Origin of the sequence: Hymenobacter lucidus (assembly GCF_020447265.1) — a bacterium.
In the GTDB taxonomy this organism is placed as follows: domain Bacteria; phylum Bacteroidota; class Bacteroidia; order Cytophagales; family Hymenobacteraceae; genus Hymenobacter; species Hymenobacter lucidus.
The window spans coordinates 82,513-102,429 of record NZ_JAJADR010000009.1 but is presented as its reverse complement, the minus strand read 5'-3'; the positions used below and the strand labels follow the sequence as shown (position 1 = coordinate 102,429).

Genomic DNA, 19,917 nt, shown 5'->3' with positions numbered 1-19,917 from the left:
AGACTACATCAGACCAGGTAAGATAAGAGGCCCGGAAAAGTCAGCTGTGAGCAACCGGGTGCTGCTCGTCGACCTCGTAATTTTTCCAGCGGCTCCTGATCCAGCGGAAGCCGAAGGTATCGACCAGGGGCTTCCAGGCGCGGTTCCAGAGGGTGTACTTGGCCGTGCCGGCAAAGCGCGGGAAATGCTGCACGGGGAGCTGCTTTACCTTGCCGCCCTGCAGCTGCACCAGCGCCCCCAAGAAGCGGTGCAGCCCATGAAACAGCGGCAGCCGCCGGGCATACTCTATCTTAATGATCTTGAGCGGACAGCCAGTGTCCTCAATTCCGTCGTTGATCAGGGTGCGGCGCACGGTGTTGGCCACTTTCGACGACAGTTTCTTGACCAGCGTATCCTGGCGCCGGGCCCGGATGCCGTTTACCATGTCGTACTCGGGGAAAAACTCCAGAAAGCGCAGAAAATCCAAGGGCGTGGTCTGAATGTCGGAGTCGATGTAGCCTACCAGCGTGCCCCGGCAATGGTCGATGCCGGCCTTGATGGCCGTGCTCAGGCCCTGGTTGTGCCGTAGGGAAATAAACTCGTACTGCGGACTTTGGGTACATAGCTGCCGCAGCAGCGCCAACGACCCGTCGGTGCTGCCGTCGTTGATAAACAGCACCGTAGTCGGCAACGGGGCCTGGGTCAGAAACTTGTTCATCTCAACGACAAACTGCGTCAGGCTTTCTTCCTCGTTATACACGGGCACCAGCACCGTGAGCTGCTGCCGGGCCAGATAATCGGCTGATGATACGGCTGATGACATAAGAATGAGCTAGGTGAAAGGCCGGTTGCGCAGGAGAAATCCGCGCCGTTTTTGTAAACCACGATACGCTTCAGAGGTTACTACCCCAAACGGCCGACAAAAGCCTGTAACGTCTTTTCGGCCCGGCCGTTTGGAACAGATATCCGTTCGATTCCGGCTAAAGTAGCACCCGGCTGGTATTTTGCCGTCCTTTTAGGCCCCAATAGATTCGTTTCCATCCATTCTGCGCGCTTGCTACCCTCTACCTCTACTGTTCTCGTCACCGGCTGCGCCGGCTTCATCGGCTCCCACCTCTGCGAGCGGCTGCTGCACGATGGCTACCACGTTGTGGGCCTCGATAATTTCGACCCGTTCTACCCACGCGCCGTCAAGGAAGCCAACCTAGCCGCTTTTGCCGATCATCCGAACTTCACGTTTCATGAGGCCGACCTGCGGCAGGGCCCGGCGGCGCTGCCGGCCGTAGCGGCCGATGTTGTGGTGCACCTGGCGGCCAAGGCCGGCGTGGGGCCCTCGGTGCTGGAGCCGGCCGCCTACCTGGAAAGCAACGTGATGGGCACCGCCCACCTGCTGGAGTGGATGCGGCAGCACGGCGTGCGGAAGCTGTTTTTTGCCTCTTCGTCGTCGGTGTATGGCAACTCGCCTGAGAAGCCGTTCCGGGAAGATCTGAACACGCTGGCTACTTGCATTTCGCCCTACGCGGCCAGCAAATTGGCCGGCGAGGAATTGGTGCATACCTACCACCACCTCTACCAGCTCGATGCCCTGAATGCGCGCTTCTTCACCGTGTATGGTCCGCGCCAGCGCCCCGATCTGGCCATTCATAAGTTTGTGCGCCTGCTGCGGGCCGGCCAGCCCATTCCGGTGTTCGGCAACGGCAGCACCTCCCGCGACTACACCTTCGTGGCCGATACCGTCGACGGCATTGCGCGCGGAGTCCGTTACCTGCTTAGCCACAGCGGCGTATTCGAAACCGTGAACTTGGGCAACAACCGGCCCGTGCCACTGCTCGAGCTGATTGCGGCCCTGGGCCGGGTGGTGGGCGTAGAGCCCGAACTGTCGTTTCAGCCCCTGCAGGCCGGCGACGTCGACACCACTTTCGCCGACATCCGCAAGGCCCAGAGCCTGCTCGGCTACCAGCCCCGCACCAGTCTGGCCGAGGGTCTGCGGCAGTTTGTGGCCTGGCTACCCGCCGTGCAGAATGCTGGGGCCACCGTGAAATAAGCCGGGACGGCGCTGAGCAATGAAGTTGTTTTGGAGCTTGTTATTTAAGAACTGAAAAATAAGCTCCACGTTTTGCATCATACTTTTTAGACTCCGGAAAATATGACGCAAAACTTACTGTAGCCATTCCAAGGAACTGCGGCAGGAGTGCTGCATGTGAGTAAACTGCCGGCGCAACGTGTAATGGGCATGGCACCAAAAAGCCCCACCGGACAACGCGTCTGGTGGGGCTTTTCAATGGGAGGGAAGCCTGCTTACTGCTTGACCAGCCGGCTCGTGCGCAGGTGGCCTTGCTCGTCCCGAACCACGATGAGGTACAAGCCGGGCTTGACGTCTTTCAAGTCAACGGGCTGGTTGGTAACGCCCGTTTTCAGCAGGCGGCCCGTGCTGGTATAGAGCGAAAACGGCTGCTTGCTCGGCCACTCTACCACTACGGCATCGGCCGCCGGGTTGGGGTACACGTTCAGCGGCAGCAGCGCGTCCTGGTTGCGAGTGGCCAGGGCGCCGGCGTAAGCCGTGTTGATGTAGTAAATGTTGGCCGTGGTGCCTTTGGTGATTTGGTGGGCACCAGCGGGGAGGGCCATCGTCAGGCGGCCCGCCGTTACCGTCTGGTTGACGTTGTCTACTTTCACTGTGCCGCTGAAAGCATCATTGAATACCAGCGTCAGCGTAGCGGCGGCGGTGGTCGTAAACGCCACGTTCGTGGACGACTCCAGCTTCAGGCACTGCGTCAGGTTCAGCCCATTGTAGACCACCGTGCCCTGCGACGTCGACAGGTTGCCGGTGATGGTGTAAAACGTGCTGGTGGTGCCGGCCAACGTGAAGTTGTGCACCATGCCGCCGGTGCCCGAGGGTGGCGGTGGGGGCGGCGCTATGCCGTCGCCCTGCACCGAAACCAGCCCGGTGGTATAGTTGACCAGCGCTGTTTGCAGTGGCACGTTAACGGCGGAAGAAGCGTCGTCGACGGCATTGTTGAAGGTCCATTTGAAGTCGCCGCCGCCAATGCGCCCCGCGTACTGCGTGGCCTTGTCCTTGGCCGCCGTAGGGGCGTCGGGCGTGTAGGCGTACATCACGGCCGGGTTCGTATCGAAGTTGTTGTAGGCATTGCGGCCATAGGCCGAAACGATGGTGCTGCCCACCACTTCGGTGCGGGTGGTGGCTACGTAAGCATCAAAGTCGACCGTGGAATTGGGGTAGCCGCTGGCACCGTATGGTACGAAGCGCTGCTGCCCGGTCATATAGTTGTCGAATGCCTTGACGCTGCCGCCGTCTTCCTTGGAGAAGATGGGCATGTTCACGTAGTCGTTGCGCTGCGTGGTGGGGTTGTACACGTCCGTGCCCTGCATTGAGGTCAGAATCGGGTACTTGCAGTTGCGGAAGTAGTTGCCTTCCATGAACACCGAGGAGCCCTCGGTAGAGCCGGCCCCGTATTTCGAGATGCCGTCGTAGTAGTTGTTGTAAACGTGGGCCGAATAGAAGCGCACCCGCGGGTGGCGCGAATCGGAATGGTCGTACCAGTTGTGGTGGTAGGTGATGTAGAGGCCCTGGGTAGTGGCCTCGCTCAAACCTAGCAGGTTCGACTTGCCCGTGTCCCAGAAGTGGTTGTAGGCGAAGGTCACGTAGGTCGACCGTTTGCAGTCCATTGCCCCGTCGCCCTTCACTTGGTCCGGGTCGCTGCCAGCGCGGCCGTAGAACAAGTCCACGTTGTGCACCCAAATGTAGTCGTTATCCTGCTGCAGGCCAATGTTGTCGCCCTCGTCACTGTCGCAGTTCATCGTGGCGATGTTGCGGATTTCCACGTTGGAAGCGTTTTTGATCCGGATGCCCCAGCCATCGGCCACAGCGTCGTTGCCCACGCCTTCGAGGGTAATGTAGCTGGAAGCAAAGTTGGCATTCTCGATAACCAGGTCGCCGCTTTGCAGGTAGCTCAAGTCGGTAATCTGGCCAACCAGACGAATGAGCAGCGGCCGGGCGTCGCGCCCTTTCTTGAAGCCTTCCAGAATGGTTTGCAGCCCCACGCAGGGGTTCACGGTAGCCCCGGTTACGTTGAGGGAAACCGTGTTCTTGGTGTTTTGCGTGATGTAGAGGATTACCGCGTTGGCTTTCACAGTACCATCGGCGTTGTAGGCCCCCGGCACCCGGCCGTTGCTGAAGGCAAAGCCGCCTCGGTCCTGGGCCTGCACCGTCAGGGCGCCGGTTACGGTGCCAGTGCCTTCCACGCCCGAAACAACGGGCACAATCTTGAGCGTGTAGGTGCCCGGGCTCAGGCCCGGCACGTCGGCCCGGTAAAAGGCGCCGTAGCTGCGGATCAGCTGGTTATCAATCTTCTGGTTGACAGCCCCGCCGCCGCTGTAGTACACGTTGTAGCTCTGGGCCGCCGCAATGGGCTGCCACCGCACGTACGCCGACTCCAGCCAGCCGGCCGATTCTACGATGGTTATGGCCTGGGCGCGCAATGCCGCCGGCGTTAGGAGTAAGAGTAGACAAAGCAACCGCTTCATAAGCTGGGAAATGTGGGTGGATGCCGGCAGCTGCCAGCGGGGGAATCATTAGCCTAAACCTACCAGCTAAACTTCAGGATATGAGCATATAGGAGGCTAATAGGATAGGTATATCTATGCAATCGTTACCGGCAACGTTGCCGGGAACTGCACCGGGCGAAACAAACCGGCCAAACGGCGGCCAATTACAGCACCTGCCCCCTGGCTGGTGGCAGAGAAGCAGCCCTTTATGGCGCCGGTTGCTTGCTTGTGGGTAGAAGAACGGGTGGCGGTAGTTCGTCGAATTGAGCCGTGGCGAAGCACCACAAAAAAGCCCCGCCGGACACGGCGTCCAGCGGGGCTTTTTATCGTTTGGGCAGGTTTGCGAAGCGTCTGCTAACGGCCAGCTTCGATTACGCTGATGGCGTAGCCGCCGCCGGGGGCGCAGTACTGGGTCAGCTTCGATTTGCTGGTCACGTTGAGTTTGCGGATGGCGTAGGTCTGCGGGTTTTTCTCGTAGTGCGCGTCCTTGCCGTCGGCGTAGATGGTGGCCACGTACTTTTTGCCGGGCTCCAGGAAACTCAGGTTGATTTTCGAGGTGCGGCCGTTTTCGTCGCAGGAGCTACCGATAAACCAGCTGCTCTTGCCCTTGGCCTTGCGGGCAATGGTGACGTAGTCGCCGGGCTCGGCTTCCAGCACCTTGGTATCGTCCCAGTCCACGGCTACGTCTTTAATAAACTGGAAGGCGTCGAGGTGCTTTTCGTAGGTTTCAGGCAGGTCGGCGGCCATTTGCAGCGGCGAATACAACGTCACGTACAGGGCCAGCTGCCGGGCCAGGGTGCTGTGCACAAACGAGTTGTTCTGCGGGTTGTAGGCGCTGACCTTCGTCTGAAAAATGCCGGGCGTGTAGTCCATTGGGCCCCCGATGAGGCGGGTGAAAGGCAAAATGGTGGTGTGGTCGGCGTTGTTGCCCCCAAACGACTCGTACTCGGTGCCCCGGGCGGCTTCGTTGCCAATCAGGTTGGGGTAGGTGCGGGCCAGGCCGGTGGGGCGCACGGCCTCGTGCCCGTTCACCATCACCTTGTAGTCGGCGGCCTTGGTCAGCACGTAGTTGTAGTGGTTAATCATCCACTGGTCGTAGTGGTGGTGGCCCAGCGGCACGATGTCGCCCACGTAGCCGGTTTTCACGGCGTTGTAGCCGTACTTGTTCATGAACTGAAAGGCCGTATCCAGGTGCCGCTCGTAGTTGCGCACCGAGCCCGAAGTTTCGTGGTGCATCATGATCTTCACGTTCTTGCTCTGGGCGTAGCGGTTCAGCTCCTGCACGTCGAAGTCGGGGTAGGGCGTCACGAAGTCGAACACGTAGTCTTTGTGCTTGCCAAACCAGTCTTCCCAGCCCGTGTTCCAGCCTTCCACCAGCACCGCGTCGAAGCCGTGCTTGGCGGCAAAGTCGATGTAGGTTTTCACGCGGGTGTTGTTGGCGCCGTGGGTGCCGTTGGGCTTGGTTTTGGAGTAGTCAATCGAGTCGAGCTTGATGTTGTCCTGGTTGGTATAGCTCCAGGTGCTTTTGCCCGTAATCATCTCCCACCACACGCCCACGTACTTCACGGGCTTAATCCAGGAGGTGTCCTTAATCTTGCTCGGCTCATTCAGGTTCAGCACCAGCTTCGATTCGAGAATGTCAGCGGCTTTGTCGCTCACGATAATCGTGCGCCAGGGTGAGAGGCAAGGCGTTTGCAACTCGGCTCGGTTGCCCACCGCATCCGGCGTCAGGCGCGACTCCAGCACGTAGGTCTTGTCGTCCAGCTCCAGGTGCATAGCCGAGTAGTCGACCAGCGCTGCCTCGTGAATGTTGATGTACAAGCCATTGCCTTTCAGCATCAGTGGCGTCTGCAGGCCGGTTTCCGAGAAGGTCGTCTGCGAGGCGTTGGGCGTCACGGCGGCCTTCATCTTGCCGCGCACTTCTGAGAGGTTCGACGTGACAGTGCTGTATTCCTGGGTGTCGTAGTCGCCGGGCAGCCAGAAGGCTTTATGGTCGCCGTTGAGGGCAAACTGCGTTTTTTCCTCTTTCACCACGAAGTAGTCGAGTTCTTTCTGGCGCGGAAACTCGTAGCGGAAGCCCAGGCCGTCGTCGTAGAGGCGGAAGCGCACGAGCATCGTGCGCTTGGTGGCCGCCTGGGTGAGCGTCACGGCCAGCTCGTTGTAGTGGTTGCGGATGGTTTTGACCTCGCCCCACACCGGCTGCCAGCTCTCGTCGAAGCTGCGGCGGGTGGCGGCGGTTTGGGTGAAACCGTTGGTGAGGCTGGTGGTGTTTTTCAGCTCCAGACCCAGCGTGCCGGGCTTCAATACCGGCTTGCCTTTGTAGGTGAGGCTGTAGGCCGGCACGCCGCCATCCTGGAGCACCACGCTCAGGGTCAGCTGTTTATTGGGCGACTGAATTTCCTCGGCGCGGGCGGCGCTCCACACCAGGCAGCACAGCAGCAGCAGGTAGCGGCGACTGTTGTGGCCCGGCAATAAGTTGCGTAGTTTATTCATGTTTCAAAGTTGGGGTTTTTGGCGAAAAAAACGCGTCGTCCCTCTGAAAACAGCTGGGTTTAGTAGGGTAAATCTGAAGAAAGGTGAGCCGGCACTTACCCCGCTGTCGGTTTGTATGGCGCTGCTTGCGCCAGGGGCACTTCGCTGGTACCCACCCGGATTTGTGTTGCCGCTTAACCAATGCGGGTGCAACTTGCCGGGCCAAGCTGCTTTTTCCGGTTTCGGCCGCCTACTTCCATTGCCATTCGCATGACACAATCCATTGTTCGATACACCCTGCGCGGCCTGGCCGCCGGAGCTTTGCTGCTGGCCCAGCTGCCCGCCGCCGCCCAGGCCCGCCGCGAATATCTGCTCACCAACGACTGGAAATTTGCCAAAGGCGACGTGCCCGGCGCGGCCCAGCCCGACTTTCAGGATGCCAAGTGGCAAACCGTGAGCATCCCGCACGACTGGGCCATCTACGGCCCGTTCAGCAGCACCAACGACCTGCAAAAGGTTAAGATTGAGCAAAACAACGAGGCCCAGGCTACCACCAAAGCCGGTCGTACCGGTGGGCTGCCCTTCATCGGCACGGGCTGGTACCGCCGGCCGCTGGCGGTGCCCGGCTTCGGGCCGGGCAAGCGTGCCGTGCTGGTCTTCGACGGGGCCATGAGCGACGCGCACGTGTTCATCAACGGCAAGGAAGTGGGCCGCTGGCCCTATGGCTACAACACGTTCCACTTCGATATTACCCCGTTTCTGCAAGCCAGCGGCCCCAATACGCTGGCCGTACGCCTCGAAAATCAGCCGGAAGCCTCGCGCTGGTACCCCGGGGCCGGTCTCTACCGCAACGTGCACCTGCTCGTCACCGACGACGTGCACATTCCGGTGTGGGGCACTTACCTGACCACGCCCGAAATCAGTGCCAGCGCGGCCACGGTAAAGCTGAAAACCAAGGTAGAAATGCCGGGCGGCAAAGCGGCCGGGCTGCGGCTCGAAACCGAAATCCGCGACGCGGCGGGCAAAGTAATAGCCAAAGCCAGCACGCCGCTGCCGGCCGGCGCCCAGGAGTTTGAGCAAAATCTCACCGTGCCCAAGCCTCGGCTCTGGTCGCCGGAAACGCCGGTGCTGTACTCGGCTTCGTCTAAATTATTTGCCGGCGACGTGCTCAAGGATGAGTACACCACCCCGTTCGGTATTCGCTCCTTTAAGTTTGAGTCGGGCAAAGGCTTTTCCCTGAACGGGCAGCCGCGCAAGTTCCGGGGCGTGTGCAACCACCACGACCTGGGCCCGTTGGGCGCGGCGGTAAACACGGCCGCTCTGCGCCGGCAGCTCACGTTGCTCAAGGACTTGGGCGCCGATGCCATCCGGACCACCCACAACATGCCCGCGCCCGAGCTGGTGCAGCTCTGCGACGAAATGGGCTTCATGGTGATTGTCGAATCATTTGACGAGTGGAAAAAGGCCAAAGTCAAGAACGGCTACAGCCAGTATTTCGACCAGTGGGCCGAGAAGGACCTGGTAAACATGGTGCACCGCGACCGGAACCATCCGTCGGTGGTGCTGTGGAGCATCGGCAACGAGGTGCCCGACCAGTGGGCGCCGGGCGGCGTGGCCATTGCCAAGCAGCTCCAGGATATCGTGCACCGCGAAGACCCCACGCGCCCCGTTACGGCCGGCATGGACCAGTTCGACGCGGCCGTGGGCAACGGCTTTGCGGCCCTGCTCGACGTGCCGGGCTTCAACTACAAACCCCACCGCTACCCCGAAGCCCACGCCAAGCTGCCCCAGGGCATGCTGATGGGTTCCGAAACGGCTTCCACGGTCAGCTCCCGGGGCGTGTACAAGTTTCCGGTGGAAAAGGGCAAAGACAAAAAGTATCCCGACAACCAGTCGTCGTCCTACGACGTGGAGTACTGCAACTGGTCCCAGACGCCCGACGAGGAATTTGCGGCCCAGGACGACTTGTCCTACACGATGGGCGAGTTTGTATGGACCGGCTTCGACTACCTGGGCGAGCCTACGCCCTACGACGAGAAGTGGCCCTCGCACAGCTCCTACTTCGGTATTATGGACTTGGCCGGCATTCCCAAAGACCGGTTCTACCTCTACCGCTCACGCTGGAACACGGCCGCGCCTACACTGCATCTGCTGCCCCACTGGACGTGGCCCGGCCGGGAAGGCCAGACTACGCCCGTGTTTTGCTACACCAGCTACCCCGAAGCTGAGCTGTTCGTGAACGGCAAAAGCCAGGGCCGCCAGCGCAAAGCCACCACCGGCACCAACCTGCAGGCCCGCTACCGCCTGATGTGGAACGAGGTGAAGTACGCGCCCGGCAGCATCAAAGTAGTAGCCTACGATGCCCAGGGCAAAGCCGTGGCCACCGAGGAAATCAAAACGGCCGGCAAACCGCACCACATCAAGCTTACCGCCGACCGCACCAAACTCACCGCCGACGGCCAGGACTTGGCTTTCGTGACGGCCCGGGTGGAAGATGCCCAGGGCAACCTCTGCCCGGATGCCGGCAACGAGCTGGAGTTTGCGGTAAGCGGCGCGGGCCGGTTCCGGGCCGTGGCCAACGGCGACGCGACGAACCTGCAGCTGTTTCACGAGCCCCACATGAAGGCCTTCCAGGGTATGCTAGTGGCCCTGGTGCAAACCACCGACAAAGCCGGCCCCGTGCAGCTCAAGGCAACGGGCAAAGGTCTGAAGGAAGCCACCGTGCAGCTCAAGTCCGAATCGGCGGCCAAGCCCCGCTAGGTCTTTCGGGAGTTGTAAAAGCACGTCATGCTGAGCTTGCCGAAGCATCTCTACCGCAGTAGTAAATGATTTTACCATTGTAGTAGAGATGCTTCGACAAACTCAGCATGACGTTTTTTTATTCGCCCAGGTTAGGGCAGCAGAGTACAGGTCATCAGCACTTTCACGTCTACGGACTTGGCGATATTGTCGCGAACCAGAGACGGAATTTCGATGTCGTAGTCGGCGGGAGCCAGGGCGAAGTTGGCCGTGAGCAGCAGCTGGTCGTCGCGAATTTCCAGCGTGCCCGGCACCTTGATTTTACGCTTCACGCCGTGCAGCATCAGCACGCCCTGCACTTCTACCGGCTGGGGTGCTTTTTTGAGCTTGGCCCCAGCCGGCAAGGCCAGCAATGTGCCGCTGAACGTGGCCTTGGGGTATTTCTCCGATTCGGCGTAGTTCTCGTGGAAATGCTCTTCCATGAGGTGGCGCTTGAAATGGAAACCCTTCATCGGAGCCGAAAATGCCACTTTGCCGCTCACCATATCCACCACGGCGGCCACCTGCTGGTTCTGCGACTCAATATCCTCGATGGGCGTCGACGAGAAAAAGCTGATTTGCCCGTAATTAGTGCCGTATCGGAGCTGAAATGCCGCCGGAAGGGGCCGGGCCGAGGCAGATGTGGCAGTGGCGGCCGTGGTGGCATTCAGCTGGCCCTCAGGAGCCTGAGCATAAGCCGTGAGCCCCGGCCCGAGCAATACTCCAAGAATGCAAAGCGTACTTTTGGTGAGCATAGCGCAATAGTTAGGGTAGAATGAAAGGCTTTGTTTCACCCGGCCCGTGGTGCAGCAGGAACCGGGCAGCTGCTGGCTCTAGGGGGCGGCCACGGTCCACAGGTTCCCGATTCCGTCGCCTTCGGCCCTGTTGCGGGTGGCTCCGTCGGGGGTGTAGTAGTAGAGGGGCATGCCTTTGTAGGTCGTCTGCTGGCGGGGGGCGTTGTTGGGCCCGTCGGGCCGCGTAATCACCCCAAAGTCGCTGCTCTTCAGCAGGGAAGGCAGCGTGCGGCCCGTTTCCAAGTAAACCGGCCAAGTGGTGATGCAGCCGCCGCTGCAATTGGTGCTTTGCGTGGTGGGCTGGGTTTGGTCGAGGCCGAAGGTGTAGAGCGTGCGGCCCTGACTGTCAATCAGAAAGCTTTTCAGTACGCTTTGGTTGGTGGCCTTGTTGGTGACGGTGGTGCGGGCTACCAGCAGCGCATAGTTCGGCTTCATCACAAACCAGACGCCACCGATACTCTCGCCCGTTACCTCGCCCGGCTTTTCGCGCACGTTCTGGCCGGCCGCGTTCAGGGGGGCGTAATAGTACATGGGCCAGCCTTTGTAGGCCGTTTGCTGCCGTCCGTCGGTGGTCGTAATTGTGGTGAAGTCCGTTGCCTGCAGCCCTTCGCCAGTTACCAGATTGGGCTCGTAGAAAATGGGCCACAGGGTAGCGCAGCCGCCGGTGCAGGTGTTGGCCCCCGACAGGTCGCGGGAGAAGTAGTAGATGCTGTTGCCCTGGGCATCAACCAGGTGCGGGCCCAGCTTGGCATCGTTGTCGAGGCGCACGGTAGGCGTGGGCGTGGGGGTGGCCGCGTCGCCCGAGGAGTCGGAGCAGGCCGTGGTGCTCAGCAGGGAGCCGATAAAAAGGGCAAGGGCACCGAGCCGCAGCACGCGGCGGGGTAGGGCACAGAAAGTCTGTCCAGGCATGATTGCACGGAAAAAAAATGACAGAAAAAGGAGTTGTGGCCGGTAGCGCGGCTACGCTCCCCCGGCTGGGCCCGGCTGGGGCAGTAGAGCCTCATCATCTGGCCCGGCGCTGCGGGTCCCGTCGCGAGCAGGATCAGCAGCCGGCAAGGGGCGCCGCAATACCCGCGGAGCTGCCCTTATCAGGTGAGTTGGTGCAGGCTGCTGGGCCGGTGCTGGGAGCTACCCAACCGCTGCCCTGGCTGCCTATGCTCACAACTCGGCGCGGCGGCAAAAATGGTTGCCTGGGCTGGGAGCTTTCTGGCAGAATTACCGTCGCTGCCAGCTTGGGCGGCGCACTAGGGCCCAAAACAAAAGCAGCCCCGGGAATGCCGGGGCTGCTTTGGCGGTAGTTATCAGGGAAGGCTAATGCACGATGCGCAACTCGTAGTGCGGCTCGGCGCCGTCGGGGTGGGCCACAGCAAAGGCGCCCACGCGGCTGGGACCGTAGCCCAGGTTTACTTTCACGAATTCGTTGCGTGAAGGCAGCATATCGATGATTTCGCGGCGCAGCAGCGTCAGGTCGTCGTGCAGGTTCTGCAGGCGCTGCTCCACTTCGTCGGCGTGCTGGTCGAAGCTGCCGGTGGCGGGGCGGTGGTCGAAGGCGGCACTGGCCTGGGCCTCACTGGCCGCCGCGTTGGGCAACGACTTCGCTTCGACGGTAGCCTTGCGCAGGTCTTCTTCGGCCTCCAGATAGGCTTTTACTTTTTCTTCGAGCGGAATCAGGGTCGGGTCGAGGTAATCGAGGTTGCTGGCCATTGCAGAAAAGAGGGCAAAAGAGGAGTAAGGGTTGCTGGAAACAACGCAGATACCCGGCAGAAGGATACAGTAGGCGGCGAAAAGCCCTGCTTTACTGCCCGCTTACCGGGCTGCCAGCAGCCGCAGGGCAACTTCCGGCCCCGCTGCTTCCGTACCCTCTGCCAACTCCTCTTACCTTTGCCTTATGTCCCGAACCTCCGCTTCCGACCCGGTTGGCCACGCGCTGCTGGCTTTTTTGCATGGCACCAAGCAAGCTGCCCTCACCGTTCACAGCAACGTGGCGGAAGAAGAGCCGCTGCCGGCCAGCTACTTTTTTCGCACTCTCTGGGAAATGCCCGAGCTGGAGCGCACCGCCCTCGAAGAATGCCGTGGCCGGGTGCTGGATGCCGGCGCGGGAGCCGGCTGCCACAGCCTGGAGCTGCAAAGTCGGGGCTTCCAAGTGAAGGCCATTGATGCCTCGCCGGGCGCGGTGCAGGTGATGGGCGCGCGCGGGGTGCAGGAAGCTGCCTGCCACGACCTGTTTGCGCTGCCTGCCGGCGAGCATTACGACACGATTCTGATGCTCATGAACGGCCTGGGCCTGGTGGGTACCCTCGACGGGCTGCAGCGCTACCTGCAGTATGCTAAGCAGCTGCTGGCCCCCGGCGGCCAGATTCTGGCCACTTCATCCGACATCAGCTACCTCTACGAGGACGAAGACGGCGCACTGGTCATCAACCTCAACGGCCCGTACTACGGCGAGGTAGAGTACTTCATGACCTACGGCGAGGAAAAAGGCGCGGCCTTCGAATGGCTTTTTGCCGACGCCGGCCTGCTGCAGGACTACGCCGAGGAAGCGGGCTACGAAGTTGAGTTTCTGGGCGAAGACGACCAGCAGCAGTACCTGGTCCGCCTCACGCTCAAGCAGCAGAATATCGGCAACAACTAAAGCCACTCCACCCAAAAACTGCCCTGTGCCGCCCGAAAGTCGGGTCGGCCTCTTTAACCTTCGCCCTGGCTCCACGGTTTAGCCACCCAAAACCGCCTTTCATGGAATACGCCAAAACCTACACCGCCCGCTGGGCCGATATGGACCCCAACGTGCATATGCGTCATTCGGCCTACACCGATTATGCCGCCCAGCTGCGCCTCGAATTCCTGGCCGAGCAGGGCTTCCCGATGCAGCGCTTTGCCGAGCTGGGCATCGGCCCCATTCTCTTCCGCGAAGACACCCGCTTCCTCAAGGAAATCAGCCTGAGCGAGTCCATCAAGGTAACCGCCGAGCTCAGCGGCCTGAGCGCCGACGGCAGCCGCTGGCGCATCGTCCACACCATCTACAAAGCCGACGGCCGCCCCGCCGCTACGGTTTCCGTCGATGGCGCCTGGCTGGACCTGCGCCTGCGCAAGCTCACGGTGCCACCCATCGAAATGGCCGCCGCCATGCGCCAGCTCGACCGCCACGAGAGTTACGCCGATATCGAGCGAAGCTCGAAGTAAGCCGAGCATTAGAATGTAGCTCGTGTCCTTGCGAGGACACAGGACGAAGCAATCCGTCCTCTAAAATGTGCTGAGCGTTCTAAACTGAAAAGCCCTTTATCGTTGGTTCGATAAAGGGCTTTCTGGTAACAGGGCATTTGTTACGAGCAGATGACGGATTGTTTCGGCTACGCCTCGCAAGGACAGAACGTCAACTCACTATTTTACTATCTCATTTCTTCACCACCTTCGCAATTCGCTCCAGCTGCCGCTGGTGGTGCAAGACGTGGTCGAGCATGAAGTCCAGAGTCTGGTAGATGTTGAGCATGCCGGAGCGCGGGTGCTTGAAAATGTCGCGGTTTAGCAGCTGGGAGGGAAACTCGTTGAGGGTACGCTCCAGCTGCCGCCGCACCCGGTCCCACTCGGTGCGCAGCTCGGCTACGGGCGGCACGGTTTCCGGGGTGAGGGCCGCCAGGTACTTCGGGGCCTTGAAGCGCAGAAACGGCAGCCGTAGTGCCAGCCGCAGCACCCGGGAGCGAATAGCCGTCAGCAGGCTGGTTTTGCGCAGCCCCTCTTCCTGCTGAATCTTCTTGTCGATGTACTGCCCAATGCCGGTTTCGGCCACTAGCAGGTGCTGCACTACCTGCGCCGCCGACCACTGCCCCGGCCCCGGCGACTGGTGTGCCTGCTCGCCAAGGGCCTGCGTCAGGTCGAAGAGGCGGGTGGTGGCTTGTTCGAGTTGCTCGAAGCGAAGATGCAGACGATGATTCATGCGGGTGGGGGCGGGGAGAAGGTAGTAGCTTTGGGCAAAAGGTACGTAAAATCCGCAGCCCCGGACCGTGTGCCGGGCCTGTTGTGGCCGTTTGCTTCGTTTTCTGCTCGCCTGTCTTTGCTGCTCACGCCTATGTCTCACCCGCTGCTGTTGCTTCTTTGCCCGTTGATATCCCCGCGCCAACTGGCCAGACAGTTGCGGCGGGCGGTCCGATGAACGGGCCGCCAACTAACTCGGCTAATAGCCAAGCCGAGTTGCCGTCAGCTGCTTTAGCGGCCTGGGTAAGTGGCGGAGTTTTCCTTCTCTACTGCCTGTATCTGCCCTTTTCCGGCTACTCGGAAATGGTATATGATGCCCTCGGCTACTGGACCCTGACCGAGCGGTTCTTCCACGCCGGCCACTTTAGCCTACTAGCCTACGACGATACCTTGCGCGGCTATCTGCTGCCTTTGCTCAACCTGCCGGCCAAGGCCATAGCCCACTTTACCGGCGCCGAGCCGCTACTGCTTACCCGCCTGATGGGCGCGGGCTGGGCGGCATTGCTGTTTGGCTGGCTGGCGCCGGCCCTCTGGCTCACGCTGTTTCCCCGCCACCGGCTGGGCTGGCCGCCGCGCGTGGCTTTTGCCGCGCTGGGCTTCCTGTTCTGGCGCGACTATTTCAACTTCGTGCTGTCCGATTTCCCGGCCCTGGCCATGCTGCTGCTGGCTTTGCGCCTGAGTTTGCAGCGCCCCGGCCTGCTGCGGGCCATACTGACCGGGGCCTGCCTGATGGCCGCCAGCAACATTCGACCGATCTACCTGCTGGCCGTCCCGGCGGTAGCATTGCTGGCTTTGGTAAGTGCTGCTTATCGTCAGCGCCTCCTAGTGCTGACGGGCATGGTGGTCGGTGGTACGTTGCTAAGTGGCCCGCAGCTGCTCATGAACGGCCGGCACCACGGCATCTGGACGCCCCTGGTGCTTTCCCGGGATACCCGCCTGCCCACGGCCAATCTGTATCTGACGCAGCTGGGTTGGGGCGTAGTCATTCAGAAGTACGAAACCAGCCTCGACCCTGCTTTTCCGGCCCCGCGTATGCTCTATCCCGACCCGGCCGGGCAGGCTTTGCTCCAGCGCCTGGGCAGCCGGCACTTTTCCGGCTACGGCGCCTACGCCGCCACGGTGCTGGGCGAGCCGCTAGCCTTTGCCACGCTCTACGGCCGCCATTTGTTCAACGGGCTCGATGTGCAGTATCCCACGCCGTTTGTGCGCGCCGTGCCGCAGCGGTCCAACCTACTGATGGGGCTGCACTATTCGGTCTGGTTTGGCGCTTTGGCTATGCTTGGTGCCGCCTTTAGGCATTGGCGGCAGTCGGGAGCGTGGCGGGTTGCACTCGTGGTGCTGGCGCTGGGGTTGCCGTGCCTGGCTTCGTTGCCCATTGCCGTAGAATGCCGGTTTCTGCTGCCGCTGCACCTGCTGCTCTACGCGGTAACCTGCTTCGGCGGGGCGCAGTGGCAGCTGGCCCAGCCGCGCTGGTCGTGGGCCAAAGCCGGGTTGCTGGCGGCGGGCTACGGGCTGTTTCTGCTGCTCTGCTTTCGGCTTTCCGCCCAAACGCAGGCCCAGCTAACCCACGACGTAACCGTGCTGGCCCCGCTGGGTGGCACCAAAGCGCAGCGCTAAACCGGCACTAAAAAAGCCCTGACTGCCGCGGGGCAATCAGGGCTTTTTCTATAAAGCAGGCGGGCCGAAACTAGGCCTTCTGGTAGGTTACTTCTTTCACGGCCTGGATGGTGCGGGCCACGTTGGGCAGCGAGGCCTCAATCAGGGTGGGGGCGTAGGGCAGGGGCACGTCCATGCAGGTCACGCGCACCACGGGGGCATCGAGGAAATCGAAGGCGCGGCGCTGCACGGTGTAGGCCAGCTCCGAGCTGATGCTAGCCAGGGGCCAGGCTTCTTCCACGACCACCATACGGTTGGTTTTCTTCACCGATTCAATCAGCGTGTCGAAGTCAATCGGGCGCACCGAGCGCAGGTCGATTACCTCGGCTTCGATGCCTTCCTTGGCCAGCTCATCGGCAGCAGCCAGGGCAATTTTCATCATTTTGCCGAAGCTCACCAGCGTTACGTGCTTGCCGGGGCGCACGATGTTGGCTTTGCCGATTTCGAGCAGGTATTCTTCCTCGGGCACTTCGCCTTTGTCGCCGTACATCAGCTCCGACTCCATGAAAATCACCGGATCCGGGTCGCGGATGGCGCTTTTCAGCAGGCCCTTGGCATCGTAGGGAGTCGAAGGAACCACTACTTTCAGGCCGGGCGTGTTGGCAAACCAGTTCTCAAAGTTCTGGGAGTGCTGCGAGGAGAGCATACCGGCGTTGCCGGTAGGGCCGCGAAACACGATGGGGCAGGAGTACTGCCCGCCCGACATGGAGTAGATCTTGGCGGCTGAGTTGATGACCTGGTCGATGGCCACCAGCGAGAAGTTGAAGGTCATGAACTCGATGATGGGCAGCAGGCCGTTGATGGCCGCGCCCACGCCGATACCGGCAAAGCCCAGCTCGGCAATCGGGGTGTCAATCACCCGCTCAGCGCCAAACTCGTCGAGCATGCCCTGGCTTACTTTGTAGGCGCCGTTGTACTCAGCTACTTCTTCGCCCATCAGAAACACGCGCGGGTCGCGCCGCATTTCTTCAGACATGGCCTCGCGCAGGGCTTCCCGGAATTGGATGGTCCGCATAATCAGATGACAGAAATTCGAAACGTCAGAAACAAAATGCCGGAAATTTTCCGGCCCGTAAAGCTACAACGACAAGCCGGGACGGGCAAGCCTGTTTTCGTATCAATGGCCCTGAGCTCATTCTGAGAATTCAAAACGATGTAGAGACGCATACTTGCGTCTCGTCGTCCGTGCCGTTCATACAACCATCGTTCAACGATTGAGACGCAAGTATGGGTCTCTACATCGTTCACGCCGCTTAGTAGTTCGTTCACACCGCTTCGAAGATGATTCACGCTGCTTCGGAGACTGTTCACACCGCTCAGAAGATCATCCTCGGGCCTTCGAAGATTGTTCACGCCACATGGAACATGATTCACACCGCTTAGAAGGGCGTTAACGGTCCTTAGCAGGTGCTTCACACCGTCTCTGTCATCATTCCCACTGCTGCTGTGCTTCTGCGCGGCGGCGCAGGAGCCACAAGGTGCGCTACGAGCTTACCGCAATACTTCCAGAAACATCTTGCTGCTGGCGTAGTCGCGGAACTCCAGGTCTTCGACGGCGCGCTGGGCATAGGTGCGGTCGAGCTGCACGGCGCGGCGCAGGTACTGGCCCACCTGGGCTTCGTCTTTGGCCCGGGCCGCTACGATGGCCAGGCAGTAGTAGGCCAACGGGTCGTTGGGCTTAATGGTCAGAGCTTCCTGGTAGATGTTGGCCGCGCCATCGTAGTTGCTTTTCAGCAGGTAAATCAGGCCGCGGTTCATGGTGTTCTGGTAGGTCTTGCCGCTGTAGCTGATGCTGGCCAGGGCATCATCGAGCTGCCCGACTTCGATTTCCAACGCGGCCTTGTCGGCAAATACCTTTTCCAGAATAGGCCGTGGGCCGCCCAGCTTGATGGCGTAGTCGTAGTTCTGGAGGGCTTCGAGCCGGTCGCCGGCGCGGTGGTAGGCGGTGGCCACGCGGTAGAACAAATCGGCGGTGGGGTTGCGGTGAGCGGCCAGGGTGAAGTTGGTAGCGGCCCGGCGCAGGTAGGCCCGGCGCACTTTGTCACTGACTTCCTTTTCGGAACGCAGCAAGAGCACCACGGCCAGGTTGTGGTAGGCTTCCCAGCGGCCGGTGGTGGCCACCGAGGTTTCGTAGATGCGCTGCTTTTCGGCCAGCAGCGGGGTGAGCGTGGCCGAGTAGCGCAGCTCTTCGGGGGTAAGGGCATCGGCTTCCATTTCCTTCTCCACAATCTTTTTGGAGAGCAAATAGATTTCCGAATCGTAGCGCTTGGGAGCGGTGTACTCCACGGCCACCGTGCCGAAGCGCATTACGGGGTAGATGTACTGGTCGAGGTAATCGTAGAAGGAGAGGGCCCGCAGCTGCCGTTCCTTCTGGGCAAACGAGCCCTTGGAGTCGTTGATGAGCAGCACTACCGAGTCGATCTGGGCGGGCTTGAGGGCCGAGTTCTGCACTTTGTTCAGAAACAGGTCCCAGCGCCGGTGGTAGGCCACAGTTTCAAACTTGATGTCGCCCACCTTATTGAGGTAGGAGTCGTTGTCGACGCGCTTTTTGTAGTAGCGCAGCAGGCCCTGCACGCGCTTATCGGCCAGGCGGGCATCGCGCGAGTCGAGCGAGTCGGGCGAATGGCCGGCGGCAATCATCACCTTCTTGGTGTGCTGGTTGGCTTCGATAAAATCTTCCAGGGCCTGCACGTTGGTGCCCAGGTAATTGCGGATGGCACTGCTGCCTTGGTCAAAAAAGAAGGGCAGCACGCGGGTGCCGCTCATGTTATTGTCGGCCGTTTCGGGCAGCAGACCAATGGCCGTATCCTGGCGCACCACCAGGCGCCCCGTCGTGACGATGCCGCGGGCCAGGCGAATTTCGGTGCCCTTCACGCGCTTGCCATTGGGTTTGAGCTGGTGGGCATCGGGCAGGGCCAGCAGCTCGCCGGGACTTTTGCGGGGCGAGTAGGGAAAGGAAAACTGCCGGGTAATGACCAGTTGGTCCTTGTTATCGGTGTCGTAGGTATACTCGCCCGACACGAAGGTGAGGCGGCCCACGGTGTCTTCGCGCAGGCCGTTGTCGTAGCGGTAGCTCAGGGCTAGGTTGTAGGCGTTGCCCTTTTTGAGGTGGGCCGCCGGCACGCGGGCCGTTACTTCCAAGAGTACATTTTCACCGTTACTTTCCAGCACGGAGGGCTGCACCGTAACTTGTTGGCCCTCTTGCGCAACCTTTAGCATCCGAGGAAGCGTACACCCTGGCAACACGGCCGCGACCAGCAGAATCCACACGGAGGAAAACAGGCGCACATAAACTCTCATAGGCAATAAGTTGGGCAGCGGCAGTAGGACGGAATTTTCTGGCCTACAAACGTAAAAACTGCGGGTGAGGGTCGGAAATTGTGCTCAATTGTAGATGCTGAGCTTGCCATCCGGTGGTTTTCTTGTTATTTTGAGGAGCGGTAACCGGGCCAATCGGTTAAAAATGAGGAGCTATGAAAAAACTAACTGACTTCATCGAACAGCAGAGCTTCGGCGTCTGCAATGCTTTGGGGAACCGTTTGGGCTTCTCCAGCAGCAGCGTGCGGCTCTCCTTCGTGTACGCGTCGTTCTTCACGTTTGGCTCGCCCATTGTGCTCTACTTTGCCCTGGCTTTCTGGATGAACGTGCGCCGGGCCATGCGCCGGCAGCGCAGCACCGTCTGGGACTTGTAGGTGAAACGGTG

Annotated in this window: 15 protein-coding genes; 6 read left to right on the top strand and 9 right to left on the bottom strand. The window is 60.7% G+C overall.

Translation table 11 applies throughout. The features are described from left to right. Positions 1-40: 40 nt before the first annotated feature. Positions 41-802 (bottom strand): glycosyltransferase, encoded by a 762-nt coding sequence (locus LGH74_RS21885; protein WP_226179767.1) that lies wholly within the window; start codon positions 800-802, stop codon positions 41-43. Positions 803-1,033: 231 nt separating this feature from the next. Between LGH74_RS21885 and LGH74_RS21880 the strand changes: the two genes are divergently transcribed. Next, a complete protein-coding gene (locus tag LGH74_RS21880; protein WP_226179765.1) occupies positions 1,034-2,023 on the top strand; it encodes a GDP-mannose 4,6-dehydratase in 990 nt (329 codons plus the stop codon). Between the two features lie 254 nt (positions 2,024-2,277). On the opposite strand, the gene LGH74_RS21875 is transcribed toward LGH74_RS21880, so the two are convergent. Together LGH74_RS21875 and LGH74_RS21870 are read right to left on the bottom strand one after the other, a co-directional pair. After that, entirely contained in the window at positions 2,278-4,524 is a 2,247-nt protein-coding gene (locus LGH74_RS21875) for a pectate lyase family protein (RefSeq protein ID WP_226179763.1), read from the bottom strand. Between the two features lie 375 nt (positions 4,525-4,899). Next, the gene (locus LGH74_RS21870) at positions 4,900-7,038 is read right to left on the bottom strand and encodes a glycoside hydrolase family 97 protein (protein WP_226179761.1); all 2,139 of its coding nucleotides are present in this window, start codon (positions 7,036-7,038) and stop codon (positions 4,900-4,902) included. A 249-nt stretch (positions 7,039-7,287) separates the two neighbouring features. Here LGH74_RS21870 and galB point away from each other — a divergent pair, with 249 nt between their 5' ends. Beyond that, a complete protein-coding gene (galB, locus tag LGH74_RS21865; protein ID WP_226179759.1) occupies positions 7,288-9,777 on the top strand; it encodes a beta-galactosidase GalB in 2,490 nt (829 codons plus the stop codon). 131 nt (positions 9,778-9,908) lie between these two features. Here galB and LGH74_RS21860 read toward each other — a convergent pair whose 3' ends face one another. The 3 genes from LGH74_RS21860 to LGH74_RS21850 form a co-directional block, all read right to left on the bottom strand. Next, positions 9,909-10,550 carry a YceI family protein gene (locus LGH74_RS21860; protein ID WP_226179757.1) on the bottom strand — a complete coding sequence of 214 codons (642 nt, stop codon included), beginning with the start codon at positions 10,548-10,550 and terminating at the stop codon, positions 9,909-9,911. Positions 10,551-10,628: 78 nt separating this feature from the next. After that, positions 10,629-11,498: a hypothetical protein gene (locus LGH74_RS21855; protein WP_226179755.1), complete on the bottom strand. Its 870-nt coding sequence runs from the start codon at positions 11,496-11,498 to the stop codon at positions 10,629-10,631. A gap of 402 nt (positions 11,499-11,900) precedes the next feature. Beyond that, on the bottom strand, positions 11,901-12,293 hold the full coding sequence (locus tag LGH74_RS21850; RefSeq protein WP_226179753.1) for a hypothetical protein: 393 nt from the start codon (positions 12,291-12,293) through the stop codon (positions 11,901-11,903). A 184-nt stretch (positions 12,294-12,477) separates the two neighbouring features. On the opposite strand from LGH74_RS21850, the gene LGH74_RS21845 reads away from it, so the two are divergent. Together LGH74_RS21845 and LGH74_RS21840 are read left to right on the top strand one after the other, a co-directional pair. Continuing rightward, complete coding sequence (locus tag LGH74_RS21845) at positions 12,478-13,221, top strand: class I SAM-dependent methyltransferase (protein WP_226179751.1); 744 nt, start codon at positions 12,478-12,480, stop codon at positions 13,219-13,221. A 101-nt stretch (positions 13,222-13,322) separates the two neighbouring features. Then, the gene (locus tag LGH74_RS21840) at positions 13,323-13,769 is read left to right on the top strand and encodes an acyl-CoA thioesterase (protein WP_226179749.1); all 447 of its coding nucleotides are present in this window, start codon (positions 13,323-13,325) and stop codon (positions 13,767-13,769) included. A gap of 211 nt (positions 13,770-13,980) precedes the next feature. Here the strand turns inward: LGH74_RS21840 and LGH74_RS21835 are convergent, their stop codons facing one another. Then, on the bottom strand, positions 13,981-14,520 hold the full coding sequence (locus LGH74_RS21835; protein WP_226179747.1) for a DinB family protein: 540 nt from the start codon (positions 14,518-14,520) through the stop codon (positions 13,981-13,983). 158 nt (positions 14,521-14,678) lie between these two features. Between LGH74_RS21835 and LGH74_RS21830 the strand changes: the two genes are divergently transcribed. Beyond that, the gene (locus tag LGH74_RS21830) at positions 14,679-16,175 is read left to right on the top strand and encodes a hypothetical protein (protein WP_226179745.1); all 1,497 of its coding nucleotides are present in this window, start codon (positions 14,679-14,681) and stop codon (positions 16,173-16,175) included. Between the two features lie 70 nt (positions 16,176-16,245). On the opposite strand, the gene LGH74_RS21825 is transcribed toward LGH74_RS21830, so the two are convergent. Together LGH74_RS21825 and LGH74_RS21820 are read right to left on the bottom strand one after the other, a co-directional pair. After that, positions 16,246-17,229, bottom strand: coding sequence for a pyruvate dehydrogenase complex E1 component subunit beta (locus tag LGH74_RS21825; RefSeq protein ID WP_226179743.1), 984 nt, complete (start codon positions 17,227-17,229; stop codon positions 16,246-16,248). A 476-nt stretch (positions 17,230-17,705) separates the two neighbouring features. Next, positions 17,706-19,514, bottom strand: a complete 1,809-nt coding sequence (locus tag LGH74_RS21820) for a tetratricopeptide repeat protein (protein WP_226179741.1) — start codon at positions 19,512-19,514, stop codon at positions 17,706-17,708. Between the two features lie 173 nt (positions 19,515-19,687). Here LGH74_RS21820 and LGH74_RS21815 point away from each other — a divergent pair, with 173 nt between their 5' ends. Further along, positions 19,688-19,906 carry a PspC domain-containing protein gene (locus tag LGH74_RS21815; RefSeq protein WP_226179739.1) on the top strand — a complete coding sequence of 73 codons (219 nt, stop codon included), beginning with the start codon at positions 19,688-19,690 and terminating at the stop codon, positions 19,904-19,906. Positions 19,907-19,917 lie beyond the last annotated feature (11 nt).

Bases quoted from the DNA above. Each gene is read 5' to 3' on its own strand.
- LGH74_RS21860 (WP_226179757.1), bottom strand. From the start codon at position 10,550: ATGCTCACCAAAAGTACGCTTTGCATTCTTGGAGTATTGCTCGGGCCG.
- galB (WP_226179759.1), top strand. From the start codon at position 7,288: ATGACACAATCCATTGTTCGATACACCCTGCGCGGCCTGGCCGCCGGA.
- LGH74_RS21850 (WP_226179753.1), bottom strand. From the start codon at position 12,293: ATGGCCAGCAACCTCGATTACCTCGACCCGACCCTGATTCCGCTCGAA.
- LGH74_RS21885 (WP_226179767.1), bottom strand. From the start codon at position 802: ATGTCATCAGCCGTATCATCAGCCGATTATCTGGCCCGGCAGCAGCTC.
- LGH74_RS21815 (WP_226179739.1), top strand. From the start codon at position 19,688: ATGAAAAAACTAACTGACTTCATCGAACAGCAGAGCTTCGGCGTCTGC.
- LGH74_RS21870 (WP_226179761.1), bottom strand. From the start codon at position 7,038: ATGAATAAACTACGCAACTTATTGCCGGGCCACAACAGTCGCCGCTAC.
- LGH74_RS21825 (WP_226179743.1), bottom strand. From the start codon at position 17,229: ATGCGGACCATCCAATTCCGGGAAGCCCTGCGCGAGGCCATGTCTGAA.
- LGH74_RS21875 (WP_226179763.1), bottom strand. From the start codon at position 4,524: ATGAAGCGGTTGCTTTGTCTACTCTTACTCCTAACGCCGGCGGCATTG.
- LGH74_RS21855 (WP_226179755.1), bottom strand. From the start codon at position 11,498: ATGCCTGGACAGACTTTCTGTGCCCTACCCCGCCGCGTGCTGCGGCTC.
- LGH74_RS21820 (WP_226179741.1), bottom strand. From the start codon at position 19,514: ATGAGAGTTTATGTGCGCCTGTTTTCCTCCGTGTGGATTCTGCTGGTC.
- LGH74_RS21835 (WP_226179747.1), bottom strand. From the start codon at position 14,520: ATGAATCATCGTCTGCATCTTCGCTTCGAGCAACTCGAACAAGCCACC.
- LGH74_RS21840 (WP_226179749.1), top strand. From the start codon at position 13,323: ATGGAATACGCCAAAACCTACACCGCCCGCTGGGCCGATATGGACCCC.
- LGH74_RS21845 (WP_226179751.1), top strand. From the start codon at position 12,478: ATGTCCCGAACCTCCGCTTCCGACCCGGTTGGCCACGCGCTGCTGGCT.